Source organism: Aminobacter sp. J44 (assembly GCF_007829415.1).
Taxonomy (GTDB): domain Bacteria; phylum Pseudomonadota; class Alphaproteobacteria; order Rhizobiales; family Rhizobiaceae; genus Aerobium.
The window spans coordinates 41343-56012 of record NZ_VLJG01000018.1 but is presented as its reverse complement, the minus strand read 5'-3'; the positions used below and the strand labels follow the sequence as shown (position 1 = coordinate 56012).

The 14670-nt window shown below is 63.5% G+C and carries 14 protein-coding genes and 1 pseudogene; 10 read left to right on the top strand and 5 right to left on the bottom strand.

Going from position 1 to position 14670, the window contains the following annotated elements:
• Positions 1 to 855, bottom strand: coding sequence for a 2,3,4,5-tetrahydropyridine-2,6-dicarboxylate N-succinyltransferase (dapD, locus tag L610_RS09105; RefSeq protein WP_144704430.1), 855 nt, complete (start codon positions 853 to 855; stop codon positions 1 to 3).
• A gap of 152 nt (positions 856 to 1007) precedes the next feature.
• On the opposite strand from dapD, the gene L610_RS09100 reads away from it, so the two are divergent.
• The 4 genes from L610_RS09100 to L610_RS09085 all read left to right on the top strand — a co-directional run bounded on the left by L610_RS09100 (position 1008) and on the right by L610_RS09085 (position 4766).
• Complete coding sequence (locus L610_RS09100) at positions 1008 to 1850, top strand: LOG family protein (RefSeq protein ID WP_144704427.1); 843 nt, start codon at positions 1008 to 1010, stop codon at positions 1848 to 1850.
• A gap of 274 nt (positions 1851 to 2124) precedes the next feature.
• The gene (locus L610_RS09095) at positions 2125 to 2808 is read left to right on the top strand and encodes a thioredoxin family protein (RefSeq protein ID WP_245263620.1); all 684 of its coding nucleotides are present in this window, start codon (positions 2125 to 2127) and stop codon (positions 2806 to 2808) included.
• Positions 2809 to 3199: 391 nt separating this feature from the next.
• Positions 3200 to 3586: a DUF2794 domain-containing protein gene (locus L610_RS09090; protein WP_024846283.1), complete on the top strand. Its 387-nt coding sequence runs from the start codon at positions 3200 to 3202 to the stop codon at positions 3584 to 3586.
• 88 nt (positions 3587 to 3674) lie between these two features.
• Positions 3675 to 4766: an acyltransferase family protein gene (locus L610_RS09085; RefSeq protein ID WP_024846282.1), complete on the top strand. Its 1092-nt coding sequence runs from the start codon at positions 3675 to 3677 to the stop codon at positions 4764 to 4766.
• A 6-nt stretch (positions 4767 to 4772) separates the two neighbouring features.
• Here L610_RS09085 and L610_RS09080 read toward each other — a convergent pair whose 3' ends face one another.
• From L610_RS09080 to L610_RS09070, 3 genes are all read right to left on the bottom strand, one after another.
• Complete coding sequence (locus L610_RS09080; protein WP_024846281.1) at positions 4773 to 5390, bottom strand: ribonuclease D; 618 nt, start codon at positions 5388 to 5390, stop codon at positions 4773 to 4775.
• An 11-nt stretch (positions 5391 to 5401) separates the two neighbouring features.
• Positions 5402 to 6787: a dipeptidase gene (locus L610_RS09075; RefSeq protein WP_144704424.1), complete on the bottom strand. Its 1386-nt coding sequence runs from the start codon at positions 6785 to 6787 to the stop codon at positions 5402 to 5404.
• Positions 6788 to 6858: 71 nt separating this feature from the next.
• Positions 6859 to 8283, bottom strand: coding sequence for a sodium:proton antiporter (locus L610_RS09070; protein WP_024846279.1), 1425 nt, complete (start codon positions 8281 to 8283; stop codon positions 6859 to 6861).
• A gap of 186 nt (positions 8284 to 8469) precedes the next feature.
• Between L610_RS09070 and L610_RS09065 the strand changes: the two genes are divergently transcribed.
• Together L610_RS09065 and L610_RS09060 are read left to right on the top strand one after the other, a co-directional pair.
• Positions 8470 to 9444, top strand: coding sequence for a complex I NDUFA9 subunit family protein (locus L610_RS09065; protein WP_024846278.1), 975 nt, complete (start codon positions 8470 to 8472; stop codon positions 9442 to 9444).
• 7 nt (positions 9445 to 9451) lie between these two features.
• Positions 9452 to 10213 (top strand): sulfite exporter TauE/SafE family protein, encoded by a 762-nt coding sequence (locus tag L610_RS09060; RefSeq protein ID WP_024846277.1) that lies wholly within the window; start codon positions 9452 to 9454, stop codon positions 10211 to 10213.
• Positions 10214 to 10216: 3 nt separating this feature from the next.
• Here L610_RS09060 and L610_RS09055 read toward each other — a convergent pair whose 3' ends face one another.
• Entirely contained in the window at positions 10217 to 11023 is an 807-nt protein-coding gene (locus L610_RS09055; RefSeq protein ID WP_024846276.1) for an undecaprenyl-diphosphate phosphatase, read from the bottom strand.
• 132 nt (positions 11024 to 11155) lie between these two features.
• On the opposite strand from L610_RS09055, the gene L610_RS09050 reads away from it, so the two are divergent.
• The 4 genes and pseudogenes from L610_RS09050 to mepA form a co-directional block, all read left to right on the top strand.
• Positions 11156 to 11848 carry a glutathione S-transferase family protein gene (locus L610_RS09050; RefSeq protein WP_024846275.1) on the top strand — a complete coding sequence of 231 codons (693 nt, stop codon included), beginning with the start codon at positions 11156 to 11158 and terminating at the stop codon, positions 11846 to 11848.
• A pseudogene (queG, locus tag L610_RS09045) lies at positions 11848 to 12977 on the top strand (tRNA epoxyqueuosine(34) reductase QueG). The gene L610_RS09050 and the pseudogene queG overlap by 1 nt, the downstream one beginning before the upstream one ends.
• Positions 12974 to 13858, top strand: a complete 885-nt coding sequence (locus L610_RS09040; RefSeq protein WP_024846273.1) for an SDR family oxidoreductase — start codon at positions 12974 to 12976, stop codon at positions 13856 to 13858. The pseudogene queG and the gene L610_RS09040 overlap by 4 nt, the downstream one beginning before the upstream one ends.
• A 100-nt stretch (positions 13859 to 13958) precedes the next feature.
• The coding region (mepA, locus tag L610_RS09035; protein ID WP_144708822.1) for a penicillin-insensitive murein endopeptidase at positions 13959 to 14670 on the top strand (712 nt) is incomplete at its 3' end.

Here is a 14670-nt window from a genome sequence, read left to right as displayed (position 1 = left end):
TCAATCCCGGAGGAGGTCGTTGATCGAGGTCTTCGAGCGGGTCTTCTCGTCGACGCGCTTGACGATCACGGCGCAGTAGAGGTTCGGGCCAGGCTCGCCATTGCCCATCGGCTTGCCCGGCATGGTGCCGGCCACGACGACGGAGTACGGCGGAACTTCGCCGTAGAAGATCTCGCCCGTCTCGCGGTCGACGATCTTGGTCGACTTGCCGATGAAGACGCCCATGCCGAGCACAGCGCCCTCGCGGATGATGCAGCCCTCGACGACTTCCGAGCGCGCGCCGATGAAGCAGTTGTCCTCGATAACGACCGGACCGGCCTGCAGCGGCTCAAGCACGCCGCCGATGCCGACGCCGCCCGACAGGTGCACGTTCTTGCCGATCTGCGCGCAGGAGCCGACGGTTGCCCAGGTGTCAACCATGGTGCCTTCGCCGACATAAGCGCCGAGATTGACGAAGGACGGCATCAGGATCGCGCCCGGCGCGATGAAGGCCGAACGGCGCACGATGGAGCCCGGAACGGCGCGGAAGCCGGCGCGCTCGAACTCGTTGGCGGACCAGCCGTCGAACTTCGACGCGACCTTGTCCCACCACACGGCGTCGCCGGGGCCGCCCTTGATGACTTCCATCGGGTTGAGGCGGAAGGAAAGAAGGACCGCCTTCTTCAACCACTCGTTGACCACCCATGCGCCATCATCGTTGCGTTCGGCGACGCGGACCTGGCCCTTGTCGAGAAGCTCGAGCGCGGCCTCGACGGCATCGCGAACTTCACCGCGGGTTGAGGCGTTCACCGCATCCCGCTCGTCGAAGGCCTGCACGATGGTCCTCTCCAAGGATACGAGATCCGGCTTGGTCATTGTATTGCTCCATTGGGCGCTGTTAAGGCTGACGGCCAGGAAGATGATTCAGAAGGGATCCCTCAGGCCGGCGCGGAAAATAGGCGAAGCATGCTAAGGGGTCAATCACGCACCGTCCGCGCGGCGGCAAACATCAACGGGACGATAAGCACATGAATCCGGAAGATAAAACCGGCTGGACGCCACTGCCCCACTCGGACGAGGACCTGGGCCGCGCAAAGGCTGTCCCCGATACGCCGCAGACGCGCGCGCCGGCCTATCGCCTCGCCTGGGACGACGAGGACTTCATGACGCGGCGCGAGCTGCGCCCGGTTCGTCTCCAGCTCGAGCTGCTCAAGCCCGACATGCTGCTCTCGGAGCGTGGTATCCGCTCGACGGTGGTGCTGTTCGGCGGCGCGCGTATTCCGGAGCCCGGCGGCGACGCCTGGGCCGCCAAGAACGAGACGCAGAAGAAGAACCTGCTCGCCAACGCCAAGTACTATGACGAGGCGCGCCGCTTCGCGCGGCTTTGCTCGGAAGAGTCAGCGAAGACCTACTACCGCGAGTTCGTCGTCGTCACCGGCGGCGGCCCTGGCGTGATGGAAGCCGGCAACCGCGGCGCCAACGACGTCGGCGCGCCGACCATCGGCCTCAACATCGTGCTGCCGCACGAGCAGGCGCCGAACGAGTATGTGACGCCGGAGCTTTGCTTCAACTTCCACTATTTCGCGATCCGCAAGATGCACTTCGTCATGCGCGCGAAGGCGGTGGCGATCTTCCCCGGCGGCTTCGGCACCATGGACGAGATGTTCGAGACGCTGACGCTGATCCAGACCGGGCGCATGGAACGCGTGCCGGTGCTGCTGTTCGGCAAGGAGTTCTGGAGCAAGGCGGTCAACATCGACTACCTGGTCGAGCAGGGCACCGTGTCGCCGGGCGACGAGAACATCATCGACTTCGTCGACACCGCCGAGGAAGCCTGGAAGATCATCCAGGATTTCTACAACCTCGCCTGAGTCGGGTTGCACCGGCGGCAGGCTCACACGCGAACGTGACGTAAGCGGCCATGGCCGACTTTCTGGCGCAAATGCGCGCGGGAAAGGGGCTGTGGACCAAGATTTTCACCGCAACGTGACTTTCCGGTGATGCGGCCTGTGCCTAGTCTGGCTAAAGAAAGAACGGCGTTTTGCGTCTTCACCCTGCTCGGATAAATCGTTGTCTATGAAAGTCCTCACCCTGGTTGCGGCGACGCTTGGTTTTGCCTTGTCATCCGCCTCTGCCGCAGAGCCCGTGAAGCGACCCAAAGGGGTCGTGGAACTGTTCACCAGCCAGGGTTGCAATTCGTGCCCGCCGGCCGACGAATATCTGTCGCAGCTGGCACTCGAAGGCGATGTCGTCGCCCTGTCCTATCACGTCGACTACTGGGACTATCTCGGCTGGCGCGATACGCTGGCCAATGCCGACAACACGCAGCGCCAGCAGCAGTATAATCGCGCCTTCGGCACCCGCAGCGTCTACACCCCCCAGGCGATCGTCAACGGCCGGCAGGAAGTCAATGGCGCCAAGCGCGACAAGGTCGACGGCGCCATCAACCGCATGGCCGGTACAAACGAGGGCATGATCGTCGACGTCAGCGTCTCCTACAGCGGCGACTCGCTGGTGATCGAGACCGGCGAGGCCGAGAACTGGAAGGGCGATGCCCATGTCGTGCTGGTCTATTTCGACCGCGCGACGCAGGTGAAGATCGAGCGCGGCAAGAACACCGGCCGCAGCTTCACCTATCTGAATTCCGTGAACGGCTTCCACTCGGCCGGCAAGTGGCACGGCAAGGCGACGCGCCTCGAATTGCCGATGAGCGAGATTTCCCGCAAGGCGGCGGGCGGCTGTGCAGTACTCCTGCAGTCGATGAAGGAAGGCGGATTGCCGGGGCCGGTGATCGGCGCCGCGATCGTCCAGCGCCAGGAAAGCTGGTAAGCTTTCAGACCTCCAGACATACAAAACCGGCACCGAAAAGCTCAGCGCCGGTAGGGGTGTCTGCTGTGGGATCAATGTTGCCCGGACTGGCGGAGCAATTTCCGGAGTTGGTTCGATCCGACGTTGGCCCCGTGGGCGGGGGGCTTGGGGTTACAGAGCCAGGCCGGATCGAACCGTCTCAGGCAACAATTGCATGTTCGTTTTAGATTGGGGCGGCAACTTGTGTAAAGTATGGCAGAAATGAGGCAAGCCATCACCTATGAAAACAAATGATACCGGTTTGTGATCTGAACTTTTCAAACTTCAACGGAACAACCCGGGTTTTTGTGGCTTGCAATTCTGGTTCTTAAGGGCGACGGTTCGGCTGTAACTGTCTTTGAAAGGCTGACGCATGAGCAATCACGGTGCGGGAGCGGAGGATAGGGACGATTCCGCAATAGTGATACCTCTCAACGAGGTACGGCGTGAGAAGGACGATCTACCGGTAACCTTTCACCGGCGAGAACTGGATCGGATCCTGAGGATCTACAGCGAAATGGTCGGAGCAGGCGAATGGCGCGACTACGCCATCGACCACCTGCGTGACCGCGCCGTATTTTCCATCTACCGGCGCACCAGCGAAGTTCCCCTGTATCGGATCGTGAAGACGCCGGCGCTGGCGCGTAAGCAGGGCGCCTATTCGGTGGTGGCCGCAAGCGGGCTCATTCTCAAGCGCGGCCACGAGCTCGAACGCGTCCTGACCGTGTTCGACAAGGCGCTCAAGGTCGTGCGGGCGTAAAACTTCATAAACCTCGCCGCTTAACTGTTCCGTTTCGCTTCTTCCCTACAGTCATGGCAAGCAACGCCAGAACAGGGTGGGGATCGCTATGGCGACATCACGGGTTGGCTGGGTCGATACCGCCAAGGGCATCTGCATCATCTTCGTCGTCATGATGCATTCGACGCTGGGCGTCGGGCTCGCGCTCGATGAGACCGGCTGGATGCACGACGTGGTCGCCTTCGCGCGGCCGTTCCGCATGCCGGACTTCTTCCTGATCTCCGGCCTGTTCCTCGGCCTTGTGATCGACCGGCCGTGGTTGCGCTACATTGACCGCAAGGTCGTGCACTTCCTCTACTTCTACATTCTGTGGCTGACGATCCAGTTCGCCTTCAAGGCGCCGGGCATGGCGATGGAGGAGGGGCTTTCTGCACCGATCGTCCAGTACCTTTATTCGTTCATCCAGCCGTTCGGCACGTTGTGGTTCATCTACATGCTGCCGATCTTCTTCATCTTCACCCGGCTGGTGAAGGGGCTGCCGGTCTGGTTCGTGCTGCTGTGGGCCGCGGTCCTGGAGATGCTGCCGATCCACACCGGGTGGATGCTGTTCGACGAATTCTGCGCCCGCTACGTCTACTTCTTCGCAGGCTACGCGCTTGCCAGCCGCATCTTCGTACTGGCCGACTGGGTGGCGGAGCATCGCGGGGCAAGCCTTGCGGGGCTTGCAGTCTGGGCGCTCATCAATGCCTGGTTCGTTTCGATGCCTGTGCCGGAGTGGCTGGCCTTCGCGGTGCAGCCGCTGGGGCCCGCAGAAGGCGAGCCGGGACTGGCGACGCTGCCGCTGATTTCGCTGGTGCTGGGTGCGGCGGGTGCGATGGCGATTGTCACCGTCTCGTCGCTGGTTGCCGGGTCGCGCTGGACGGGATGGCTGAGCTGGCTCGGCGAGCACTCGATCGTCGTCTACCTCGCCTTCTTCCTGCCGATGGCGACGGCGCGCGTGGTGCTGACCAAGACCGGCATCATCACCGATGTCGGCACGATCTCGCTGCTGGTGACGATTGCGGGTGTGGTTGGCCCGGTGGTGCTCTACCTGCTGATCCAGCGGATCGGCTGGGGCCGCTTCCTGTTCGAACGGCCGGCCTGGGCCTACATCGACCGGGCCCCGGCAAGGACGAAGCTTGCGGGCAGCCCAGCCGTGTAAGGTCGCTTACGAGTGGGCGAAGATGTCCTGCTCGTCCCAGCCCATCAGATCGAGCTTGGCGCGAGTCGGAAGGAACCGGAAGCAGGCTTCGGCTTCCTTCATCCGGCCGTCGCGCTCGAGCCGGTAGATCAGCTTCTCGCGCAGGCGGTGCAGGTAAAGGACGTCGGATGCCGCATATTCCAGCTGCTCCGGCGACAGGGTCTCGGCAGCCCAATCAGATGACTGCTGCTGCTTTGAGAGGCTGACGCCGAGAAGCTCGTTGCAGAGATCCTTGAGGCCGTGCCGGTCGGTGTAGGTGCGCACCAGACGCGAGGCGATCTTGGTGCAGAACACCGGCTCAGCCATGACGCCGAAGGTCTGGTAGAGCACCGCGATGTCGAAGCGGCCGTAGTGGAAGAGCTTGGTGATCTTCCGGTTCTTCAGCAGCGACACCAGGTTCGGCGCCCGCTTCTGGCCGGCGTCGATCTGGATCACGTCGGCGGTGCCGTCACCGGGCGAGATCTGCACGACGCAGAGCCGGTCGCGATGCGGGTTGAGACCCAGCGTCTCGGTGTCGATCGCGATCGCGTCGACATTGTAGTTCGACAGATCCGGCAGGTCGTTCTTGTGGAAGCGAATAGTCACTCAAAGCCCCTTCATGCGGTGAGCGCTGCGAGGATGCGCGCCCAGCTTCTCTGTCCCTTGTGGAAGGAGGACAGCTCGTATTTCTCGTTCGGCGAATGGATGCGGTCGTCGTCCTGCGCGAAGCCGACGAGCAGCGATTCCATGCCAAGCAGCCGCTGGAAGTCGCCGACGATCGGGATCGAGCCGCCCATGGCGATGGTCAGCGCCTGCTTGTTCCACTCTTCCGACAGCGCGGTCTTCGCACGGGTGACGAGCGGCGAGTCGTAGGAGAGCTGGATAGCCGGCGAGCCGCCGTGCTTGGAGAAGGTCGCCTTGCAGTCGGCCGGCAGGCGCTCCTCGACGAAGGCGCGGAAGGAAGCGCGGATCTTCTCCGGGTCCTGCTTGTGCACGAGGCGGAACGAGATCTTGGCGCTCGCCTTGGCGGCGATCACAGTCTTGAAGCCTTCGCCTTCGTAGCCGCCGGAAATGCCGTTGAACTCGGCGGTCGGGCGCGCCCAGAGCAGTTCGAGCAGCGAACGGTCCTTTTCGCCCGACGGGATCGACAGGCCGATCTCGCCGAGGAATTTTTCGGGGGTGAGGTTCAGCGCATCCCACGACGCCTTCACCTGCGACGGGGTTTCCTCGACGCCGTCATAGAAGCCCGGGATGGTGACGCGGCCGTTCTCGTCGTGAATGTCTGCAAGGATCTTCGACAAAATGCGGATCGGATTGGCGGCGGCACCGCCATAGTGGCCTGAGTGCAGGTCGCGGTTCGCGGCGTGGATGGTGACTTCCTCACCGACGAGGCCGCGCAGGCCGACGCTGATGGCCGGCGTTTCGCGGTCCCACATGCTGGTGTCGCAGACGAGGGCGAAGTCGGCCTTGAGCTCGTCCTTGTGGGCTTCGAGGAACGGCTTCAGCGACGGCGAGCCGGTCTCTTCCTCGCCTTCGAACAGCAGGGTGATCTTGCAGGGCAGGCTGCCATGCACCGCCTTCCAGGCGCGGCAGGCCTCGACGAACAGCATCAGCTGGCCCTTGTCGTCCGAAGAGCCGCGGCCGGTGATGATCTTGCGGCCCGGCTCGATCTCCTTGAGCTTCGGGTCGAACGGATCGTCTTCCCACAGGCTCAGTGGATCGACCGGCTGCACGTCGTAGTGGCCGTAGAAGAGAAGGTGCGGGGCACCGGCCGGACCGTCGTGATGGGCAACGACCATCGGGTGGTCTTCGGTTTCGCGCACGCTTGCCTCGAAGCCGATCGACTTGAGGTCGTTCACCAGCCACTCGGCTGCGCGTCGCACGTCCTTTGCATAGGCCTGATCAGTCGAGATCGAGGGAATTCGCAGGAGCGAAAACAGCCGTTCAAGGCTGGCGTCGAGGTCGGCGTCAATGCGATCAAGGACAGGTTGAATTGCTGACATTGCAGAGCCTTTCGTTTGATTGGGAGGAACCTATCCCCCCAATCGTCCGGCGAAAACCCCCTCGCGCAGCGTCAGAAGAAGACGAAGCTGGCGAGAATGAAGGTCGGGATCAGCACGCAGATCGACCAGCCCATGTAGCCGAAGAAGCTCGGCATGTTGACGCCGGCGCCGCGGGCGATCGCGTAGACCATGAAGTTCGGCGCGTTGCCGATATAGGTGTTGGCGCCCATGAAGACGGCGCCCGCCGAGATGGCGAGAAGCGTCTGTGCCATCGTGGTCATCAGCACCTGCGGATTGCCGCCGGCCATCTCGAAGAAGACGAGGTAGGTCGGCGCATTGTCGAGGAACGACGACAAGATGCCGGTCATCCAGAAATAGGCGATGTTGTTGGGCGAGCCGTCTGCGTTGGTGACGAGCGAGACCAGCGGCGCAAAGCCGCCTTCAAGGCCCGCCTGCAGGATGGCGATGACCGGAATGATGCAGACGAAGATGGCGGCGAACAGCTTTGCCACTTCGAGGATCGGGCCCCAGTTGAAGCCGTTCGCCTCGCGGTATTCCTGTGCCGAGACGGCAAGCGAGATCAGCGCCAGAACCAGGATGATCGCATCGCGCAGGAGGTTCTGCAGCTCGAGCTCGACGCCATAGACATGGAAGCTGATGCCGGGCGACCACATGCCGGACATCAGGATCGCGGCGATCACACCGGCCAGCAATGGCAGGTTGACGAGCCCGCGCAAACGCACCGGCGAGTCAGGCGTCGGGTCGGGCGCGGTGCGGATGTAGTCCTCCTCGCGGCGGAACAGGATCGTGTCGAGCACGAAGAAGATGGCAAGCACGACGCCACTCACGAACAGGGCCGGCGGCAGCATGTGCGTGGTCGTCCAGAAGAAGTCGACGCCGCGCAGGAAGCCGAGGAACAGCGGCGGATCGCCGAGCGGGGTCAGCGAGCCGCCGATGTTGGAGACGAGGAAGATGAAGAAGACGATGACGTGCGCGTTGACCTTGCGCTGGTCATTGGCGCGGATGATCGGGCGAATCATGATCATCGACGCTCCCGTCGTGCCGACCACCGAGGCGAGCAGCGCGCCGACGACGAGCAGCACTGAGTTCATCAGCGGCGTGCCGTGGATGTTGCCCGCGACCAGGATGCCGCCCGAGATCGTGAACAGCGCGAACAGCAGGATGATGAACGACATGTATTCGAGCAGCATCGTGTGCAGCACCGAATAGAGCGAGATGCCGAAGCCGTGGATCAGGATCATCGGCACGATCACGGCAGCTGCCCAGCCGGTGGAAATCTTGCCGTAGTGATGCTCCCACACATGCGGGAAGAACAGGGGTCCGGTGGCGATGCACAACAGGATGCCGGCAAACGGCAGCGCCCACATCAGCGACATTTCGGCGCCTGGCAGGCCGTGGCCTTCGGCTGCGAAACTGACCTCGGGCGCAATGACGAGTGCCGCTAACGCCATCAACAACCGGAGCGTAAACTGCATAGGATTTCCCTCTTCCCCTGTTGGCGGCCCTTCATAGACGGCACGGGGACGGGGGAAAAGTGAAATTGGGCGCTGTGGATTGGTAAACCCTGGCGAAAATGACCTTAGATTGGGGTTCCTTTGGGCCTTTGCCTTTGATCCAGAAGTGATTATGAAGCGGCAGAACAGACTTTCGGAGAGCCATCGATGACCGCCGTCGCTAAGGTGCCCCCACTCGTTACCGTTTTCGGAGGTTCCGGCTTCCTGGGACGCCATGTAGTGCGAGCGCTTGCCCGCCGCGGCTACCGCATCCGGGTTGCTGTCCGTAACCCCAACACCGCGCATCACCTGCAGCCGCTCGGCAATGTCGGCCAGATCCAGGCCGTCCAGGCGAACGTCCGCGTCCGCTGGTCGGTTGATCGCGCCGTGCAGGGCGCCGACCACGTCATCAATCTGGTCGGCATCCTGTTCGAAGGCGGCCGCCAGACTTTTGACGCCGTGCAGGACTTCGGTGCCCGCGCGGTCGCAGAGGCTGCCCGCGCAGCCGGTGCTTCGCTGGTGCATGTGTCGGCGATCGGTGCCGACGCGAACTCGAAGGTCGCCTACGCCCGCACCAAGGCGCGTGGCGAGAAGGCCGTGCTTGAGACCGTTCCGAACGCCGTGATCATCCGCCCGTCGATCATCTTCGGGCCGGAGGACGGCTTCTTCAACCGCTTCGCCAAGATCGCGAAGATGTCGCCGGTGCTGCCGCTGATCGGTGGCGGCGAGACGAAGTTCCAGCCGGTCTATGTCGGCGACGTTGCCGAGGTGATCGCCCGCGCCGTCGATGGCGAGCTGCAGGGCGGCAAGATCTATGAGCTCGGCGGACCGGAGACGGTTACGTTCAAGGAGTGCATGGAGAAGCTCCTCGAGGTCACGAACCGCAAGCGGGCGCTGATCTCGCTGCCGTGGAGCCTCGCCAAGCTGCAGGGCCGCATCCTTGGCCTGCTGCCGAACCCGTTGCTGACCGCCGACCAGGTCGAGCTTCTGCGCCACGACAACGTCGTGTCGGCCGAGGCCGAGCAAGAGAACCGCACCTTTGCGGCGCTCGGCATTCGCCCGCAGGCGATGGACGCGATCCTGCCCGGCTATCTCTGGCAGTACCGCCCGATGGGTCAGTTCAGCAAGCCTACCGCCGTCTGAGGCAAGCTTGGAAGCAATTGCGACTGTCCTGCCCGACGGTATGGCGCCGGCAGTTGCCGGCCTGCTGGTCGTTGCTTCCTTCTTCACCTCGGCGCTGACCGCCGCCACCGGCGTGGGTGGCGGCTCGCTCATGCTGATGCTGATGGGCATGTTCGTGCCCGTCGCGGCGCTCATCCCCGTGCACGGGGCCGTGCAGCTCGGCTCGAACACCGGCCGCGCCTGGCATCAGCGCATCAATGTCCGCTTCGACATCTTCAGCCCGTTCCTGATCGGCTCGGTCATCGGCGCCATCATCGGCGCCTTTTTCGTGGTGCAGTTGCCGGATGCGATCCTCAAGGTGGTGCTCGGCGGCTTCATCCTGATGATTACCTGGACGAAGATTCCGGGCCTCGACAGGATTTCCGGGGCAGGCCTCGCGGTCGGCAGCGGCCTTACAGCGCTGGTGTCGATGTTCGTCGGTGCCACCGGCCCGTTGCTCGGCACGTTCTTCGGCCAGATCGTCAAGGACCGGAAGCAGCTGGTGGCGACGCTTGCCGCCGGCATGACCGTGCAGCATTCGCTGAAGCTCATTGTCTTCGGCGTGGCGGGCTTTGCCTTTGCGCAGTGGCTGCCGCTGGTGGCGGCGATGATCTGCACCGGCTTCCTCGGCACCATCTACGGCACGAAGATGCTCGACCGCATTCCGGACCGGGTGTTCCAGATCGGCTTTCGCGTCATCATCTCGCTGCTTGCGCTGGAGATGCTGCGGCGCGGGCTGATGGATCTCTAGAGCCTAGCCCCAGACCAGCAGGCCGATGAGGCCAAGAACGCCGACAATCAGCCGCCACCAGGCGAACGGCGCGTAGCCGCGCTTCGACACGAAGTCGAGCAGCTGGCGCACGACGAGGATGGCGACGACAAAGGCGCAAATGAAGCCGGTGGCGATGATCGGCAGGTCGGCGGCCGAGAGGATGTCGCGATTCTTGTAGAGGTCGTAGGCAAACGCGCCGGCCATGGTCGGCATGGCGAGGAAGAACGAGAACTCGGCGGCCGAGCGCTTGTCGGCCCCGAGCAGCAGCGCGCCGACGATGGTAGAGCCCGAGCGCGAGGTGCCGGGGATCATGGCGAGGCACTGAAACAGGCCGATGCCGAAATAGACCGAGGTCGGGTACCTGGTGATGTCCGTGTACTTCGGATTGATCGCCCAGCGGTCGACCCACAAGAGGATGAGGCCGCCGAGGATCAGCATGATGCAGATCAGCATCGGCGTCTCGAACAGCACTTGCTTGATGAAGGAGTGGGCGAAGGCGCCTATCACGGCGGCCGGGAGGAAGGCTATCAGGATGCCGAGCACGAGGTTCTGCGTCGCGAGCGACTTCGGGAGCGTGACCAGCATGTTCCAGAGCCGCGAGAAGTAGACGGTGAGGATTGCCAGGATCGCGCCGAGCTGGATCAGCACTTCGAATGCCTTGCCCGTCGACTGAAAGCCCATAAAGTGACCGGCAAGCAGGACGTGGCCGGTGGACGAAACGGGAATGAACTCGGTCAGGCCCTCGAGGATGCCAAGCAGTGCGGCACCTACGATCGTCTGTTCGGTCATGTTGCAGCTTTCACGTAAAGGGGGGACTTGCTTGTCAGCAGCGACGCAAGCGCCTATACCGACCCACTCTCAGAACGGAACCGAGACTTAGCCTCAAGGTCTCGAAAACGCCAGAGCTTTCCCGAAAGTGCCATGCTGACTCTGTTCCATCATCCGCTGTTCGCCTCCTGTCGCTTCGTTCGCCTCGCGTTCGGGGAATATGGCGAGGAGCTGGCGCTGATCGAGGAAAAGCCGTGGCTGCGCCGCAAGGAATTCTTGTCGCTCAACCCTGCCGCAACCTTGCCGGTGCTGCTGGCGGAGGGCGACCAGCCGATCGTGGGCGCGACCGTCATTGCCGAATATATCGACGAGACCCGCGGCGTGCTGAAGCGCGAGCGGCGCCTGTTCGTCGAGGACCCGCTGGCGCGCGCGGAAATCCGCCGCCTGGTCGACTGGTACCTGGTCAAGACCGAGGCCGATGTGGTGCGTCATCTGGTGCGCGAGCGCGTGCTGAAGCCGGTGATGGGCTCGGAATTCGGCGGCGGCGCCCCTGATTCGGGCGCGATCCGTGCCGCCCGCGCCAATGTGCGCCAGCACATGAAGTACACCAACTGGCTGGCCGGAACGCGCAACTGGCTCGCAGGCTCGCGCCTGACCTATGCCGACCTTGCCGCTTCGGCCACGCTGTCGGTGCTCGACTATCTCGGCGAGATCACCTGGAGCGACTATCCAGCCGCGCGCGACTGGTACACGCGCATGAAGTCGCGCCCGTCCTTCCGGCCGTTGCTGGCGGACCGGGTGAGGGGGCTTACCCCCGTCTCGCACTACGCAGACCTTGATTTCTGATGGAGGCAGTCCTGAAACCAGTCTCCACGGACCGGCTTAGGACTTTCCTCGATACCGAAGCAAGAAAGCTAGGTTTCGATGCGATAGCGGTCGCATCGCCTGATTCCATTCCGCTTGCGCCGTCACGCCTTGCCGCGTTCGTGGAACTCGGCCGCCACGGCACCATGGACTGGATGCCGGAGACGATGCTGCGGCGGGGCAATCCGAAGGTGCTGTGGCCGGAGGTGCGCTCGGTCATCATGCTCGGCATGAATTATGGACCGGACACCGATCCAATGGCGCTGCTGGAGCGAAAGGACCGCGCGGCGATCTCGGTCTACGCCCGCAACCGCGACTATCACGACGTCATCAAGGGCAAGCTCAAGGAGCTCGCCCAGAAATTCGCCTCGCGCAGCGGAGCGGACGTGAAGGTGTTCGTCGACACCGCGCCGGTGATGGAAAAGCCGCTGGCGGCTGGCAGGGCAAGCATACCAATCTGGTGAGCCGCGAGTTCGGCTCCTGGCTGTTCCTCGGCGCGATCTTCACGGAGGCCGAGCTGCCGGCGGACAAAGCGGAGCGTGACCATTGCGGCTCGTGCCGCGCCTGCCTCGACGCCTGTCCGACCAATGCCTTTCCTGCGTCGTACCAGATCGATGCGCGGCGCTGCATCTCGTACCTCACCATCGAGCATAAAGGGCCGATCCCGCACGAATTCCGCAAGGCGATGGGCAACCGCATCTATGGCTGCGATGACTGCCTTGCCGCCTGCCCGTGGAACAAGTTCGCAAAGCTCGCCTCTGAGGAGAAGCTTGTGGCGCGCGAAGACCTGAAGGAGCCGAAGATCGCCGACCTGCTCGAGCTCGACGATCCGGCGTTCCGCGCGCTGTTTACCGGCTCGCCGGTCAAGCGCATCGGCCGCGACCGTTTTGTCCGCAACGTGCTGATCGCGGCGGGAAATTCGGGCGATGTGATGCTGGTGGAGCAAGTGCGCGCGCTGCTCGATGATCCCGCGCCGGTGGTGCGGGGCGCGGCGGTGTGGGCGCTGGCGCAGCTGCTTGGACCGCAGGCGATTGCAGGGCGCAAGGACGATGATCCGGACGTTCAGGCCGAGATCGCGGCAACGCTGCAGGGCGAGGAGACGCGGCATTGAGCGGAAAACTCTTCATCTTCGGCGTCGGCTATTCGGGGCTGGAGATTGCTCGCGAGGCGCTTGCGCGCGGATGGTCTGTCGCCGGAACGACGCGTTCGGCAGACAAGGCCGAAAAGCTGCGGGCGCAAGGAATCGAGCCGCATCTGCTTGATGGTGGCCAGCTTTCGAATGAACTTGCGGCAGCGCTGCGCGAGACGACACACCTCGTCGTCAGCATCGCGCCGGGTGAAGCTGATCCGGTGCTGCGTGTCGCGCGTGAGACGATTCTTTTGAAGATGCCGAAGCTGCGCTGGATCGGCTACCTGTCGACGGTTGGCGTCTATGGCGACCACGGCGGCGCGTGGGTCGATGAGGAGACCGAATGCCGACCGGTTTCGAAGCGGTCGATCGAGCGGCTCAACGCGGAGCGGCAATGGCAGGCGCTGGGCGAGGAAGCGTCGGTGCCGGTCGCGGTGCTGCGCCTTGCTGGCATCTACGGACCGGGACGCAACGCCTTCGCCAATCTCGCCAATGGCACGGCGCGGCGCATCGTGAAGCCGGGACAGGTGTTCAACCGCATTCATGTCGCCGACATCGCCGCGACCACGGTGCATCTGGCCGAAGGAAACATCGGCGGGGTGTTCAACGTCAGCGACGATGAGGCATGCCCGCCGCAGGACGTGGTTGCCTATGCCGCAAAGCTGATGGGCGTCGAAGCGCCGCCGGAAATTCCTTTCGACGAAGCGGAAATGACGTCGATGGCGCGCTCGTTCTATGGCGAGAACAAGCGGGTCTCCAACGCGCGCCTGAAGGCGCAGGGGCTTGTCCTGAAATTTCCCAATTATCGTGCAGCTCTCGATGCTCTCTGGCAGGACGGGAACTGGCGCGGCGACGCTTCCTGACGGTCCGGTTCCGGTCGACAAACCAGCCAGGTTATGATTCGCTTAACCATACCGACGCATGCTCGAAGCACTGGGGGCGCATTCTGAAGAGGGCCGGATCATGCGGTTGCCAAACGTCAAAACTCTAGCTGCCCTTGCCCTGGCCGCGTTTTCCTTCGCCATTCCGGCACAGGCCGATCCGCTCGCCAAGGATATGTTCGGCGCGATGCGCCTGCCTGCCGCGACCAAACCAGCGGTGTACGGCTCCTATTCCAAGGGCTGCTTCGAGGGCGGCATCGCGATTGCTGCCGATGGCCCGACCTGGCAGGCGATGCGCCTTTCGCGCAACCGGCGCTGGGGCCATCCGGAGATGATCGCACTGCTGGAGCGCTTCTCGCGCGATGCGGTCAAGGATGGCTGGCCCGGACTGCTCCTGGGCGACATTTCGCAGCCGCGTGGCGGACCGATGACCTCCGGCCATGCTTCCCATCAGCTCGGCCTCGATGCGGACGTCTGGTTCCTGCCGATGCCGAACCGGCGCCTCTCTTACGAGGAGCGCGAGAAGATGGATTTCGTCTCGCTGCTCAAGAAGAACTCGCTCTATGTCGACGACCGCAAGTGGACGCCGGCGCATGCGGCGCTGCTCAAGCGCGCGGCGAGCTACCCTAATGTCGAGCGCGTGCTGGTGCATCCCGGCATCAAGAAGAAGCTGTGCGACACGGTGACGGGCGACCGCTCCTGGCTGCGCAAGGTGCGGCCGATCTGGGGCCATGACTCGCACTTCCACATCCGCATCGGCTGCCCGGCGGGCTCGCCCGGCTGCAAGCGGCAGG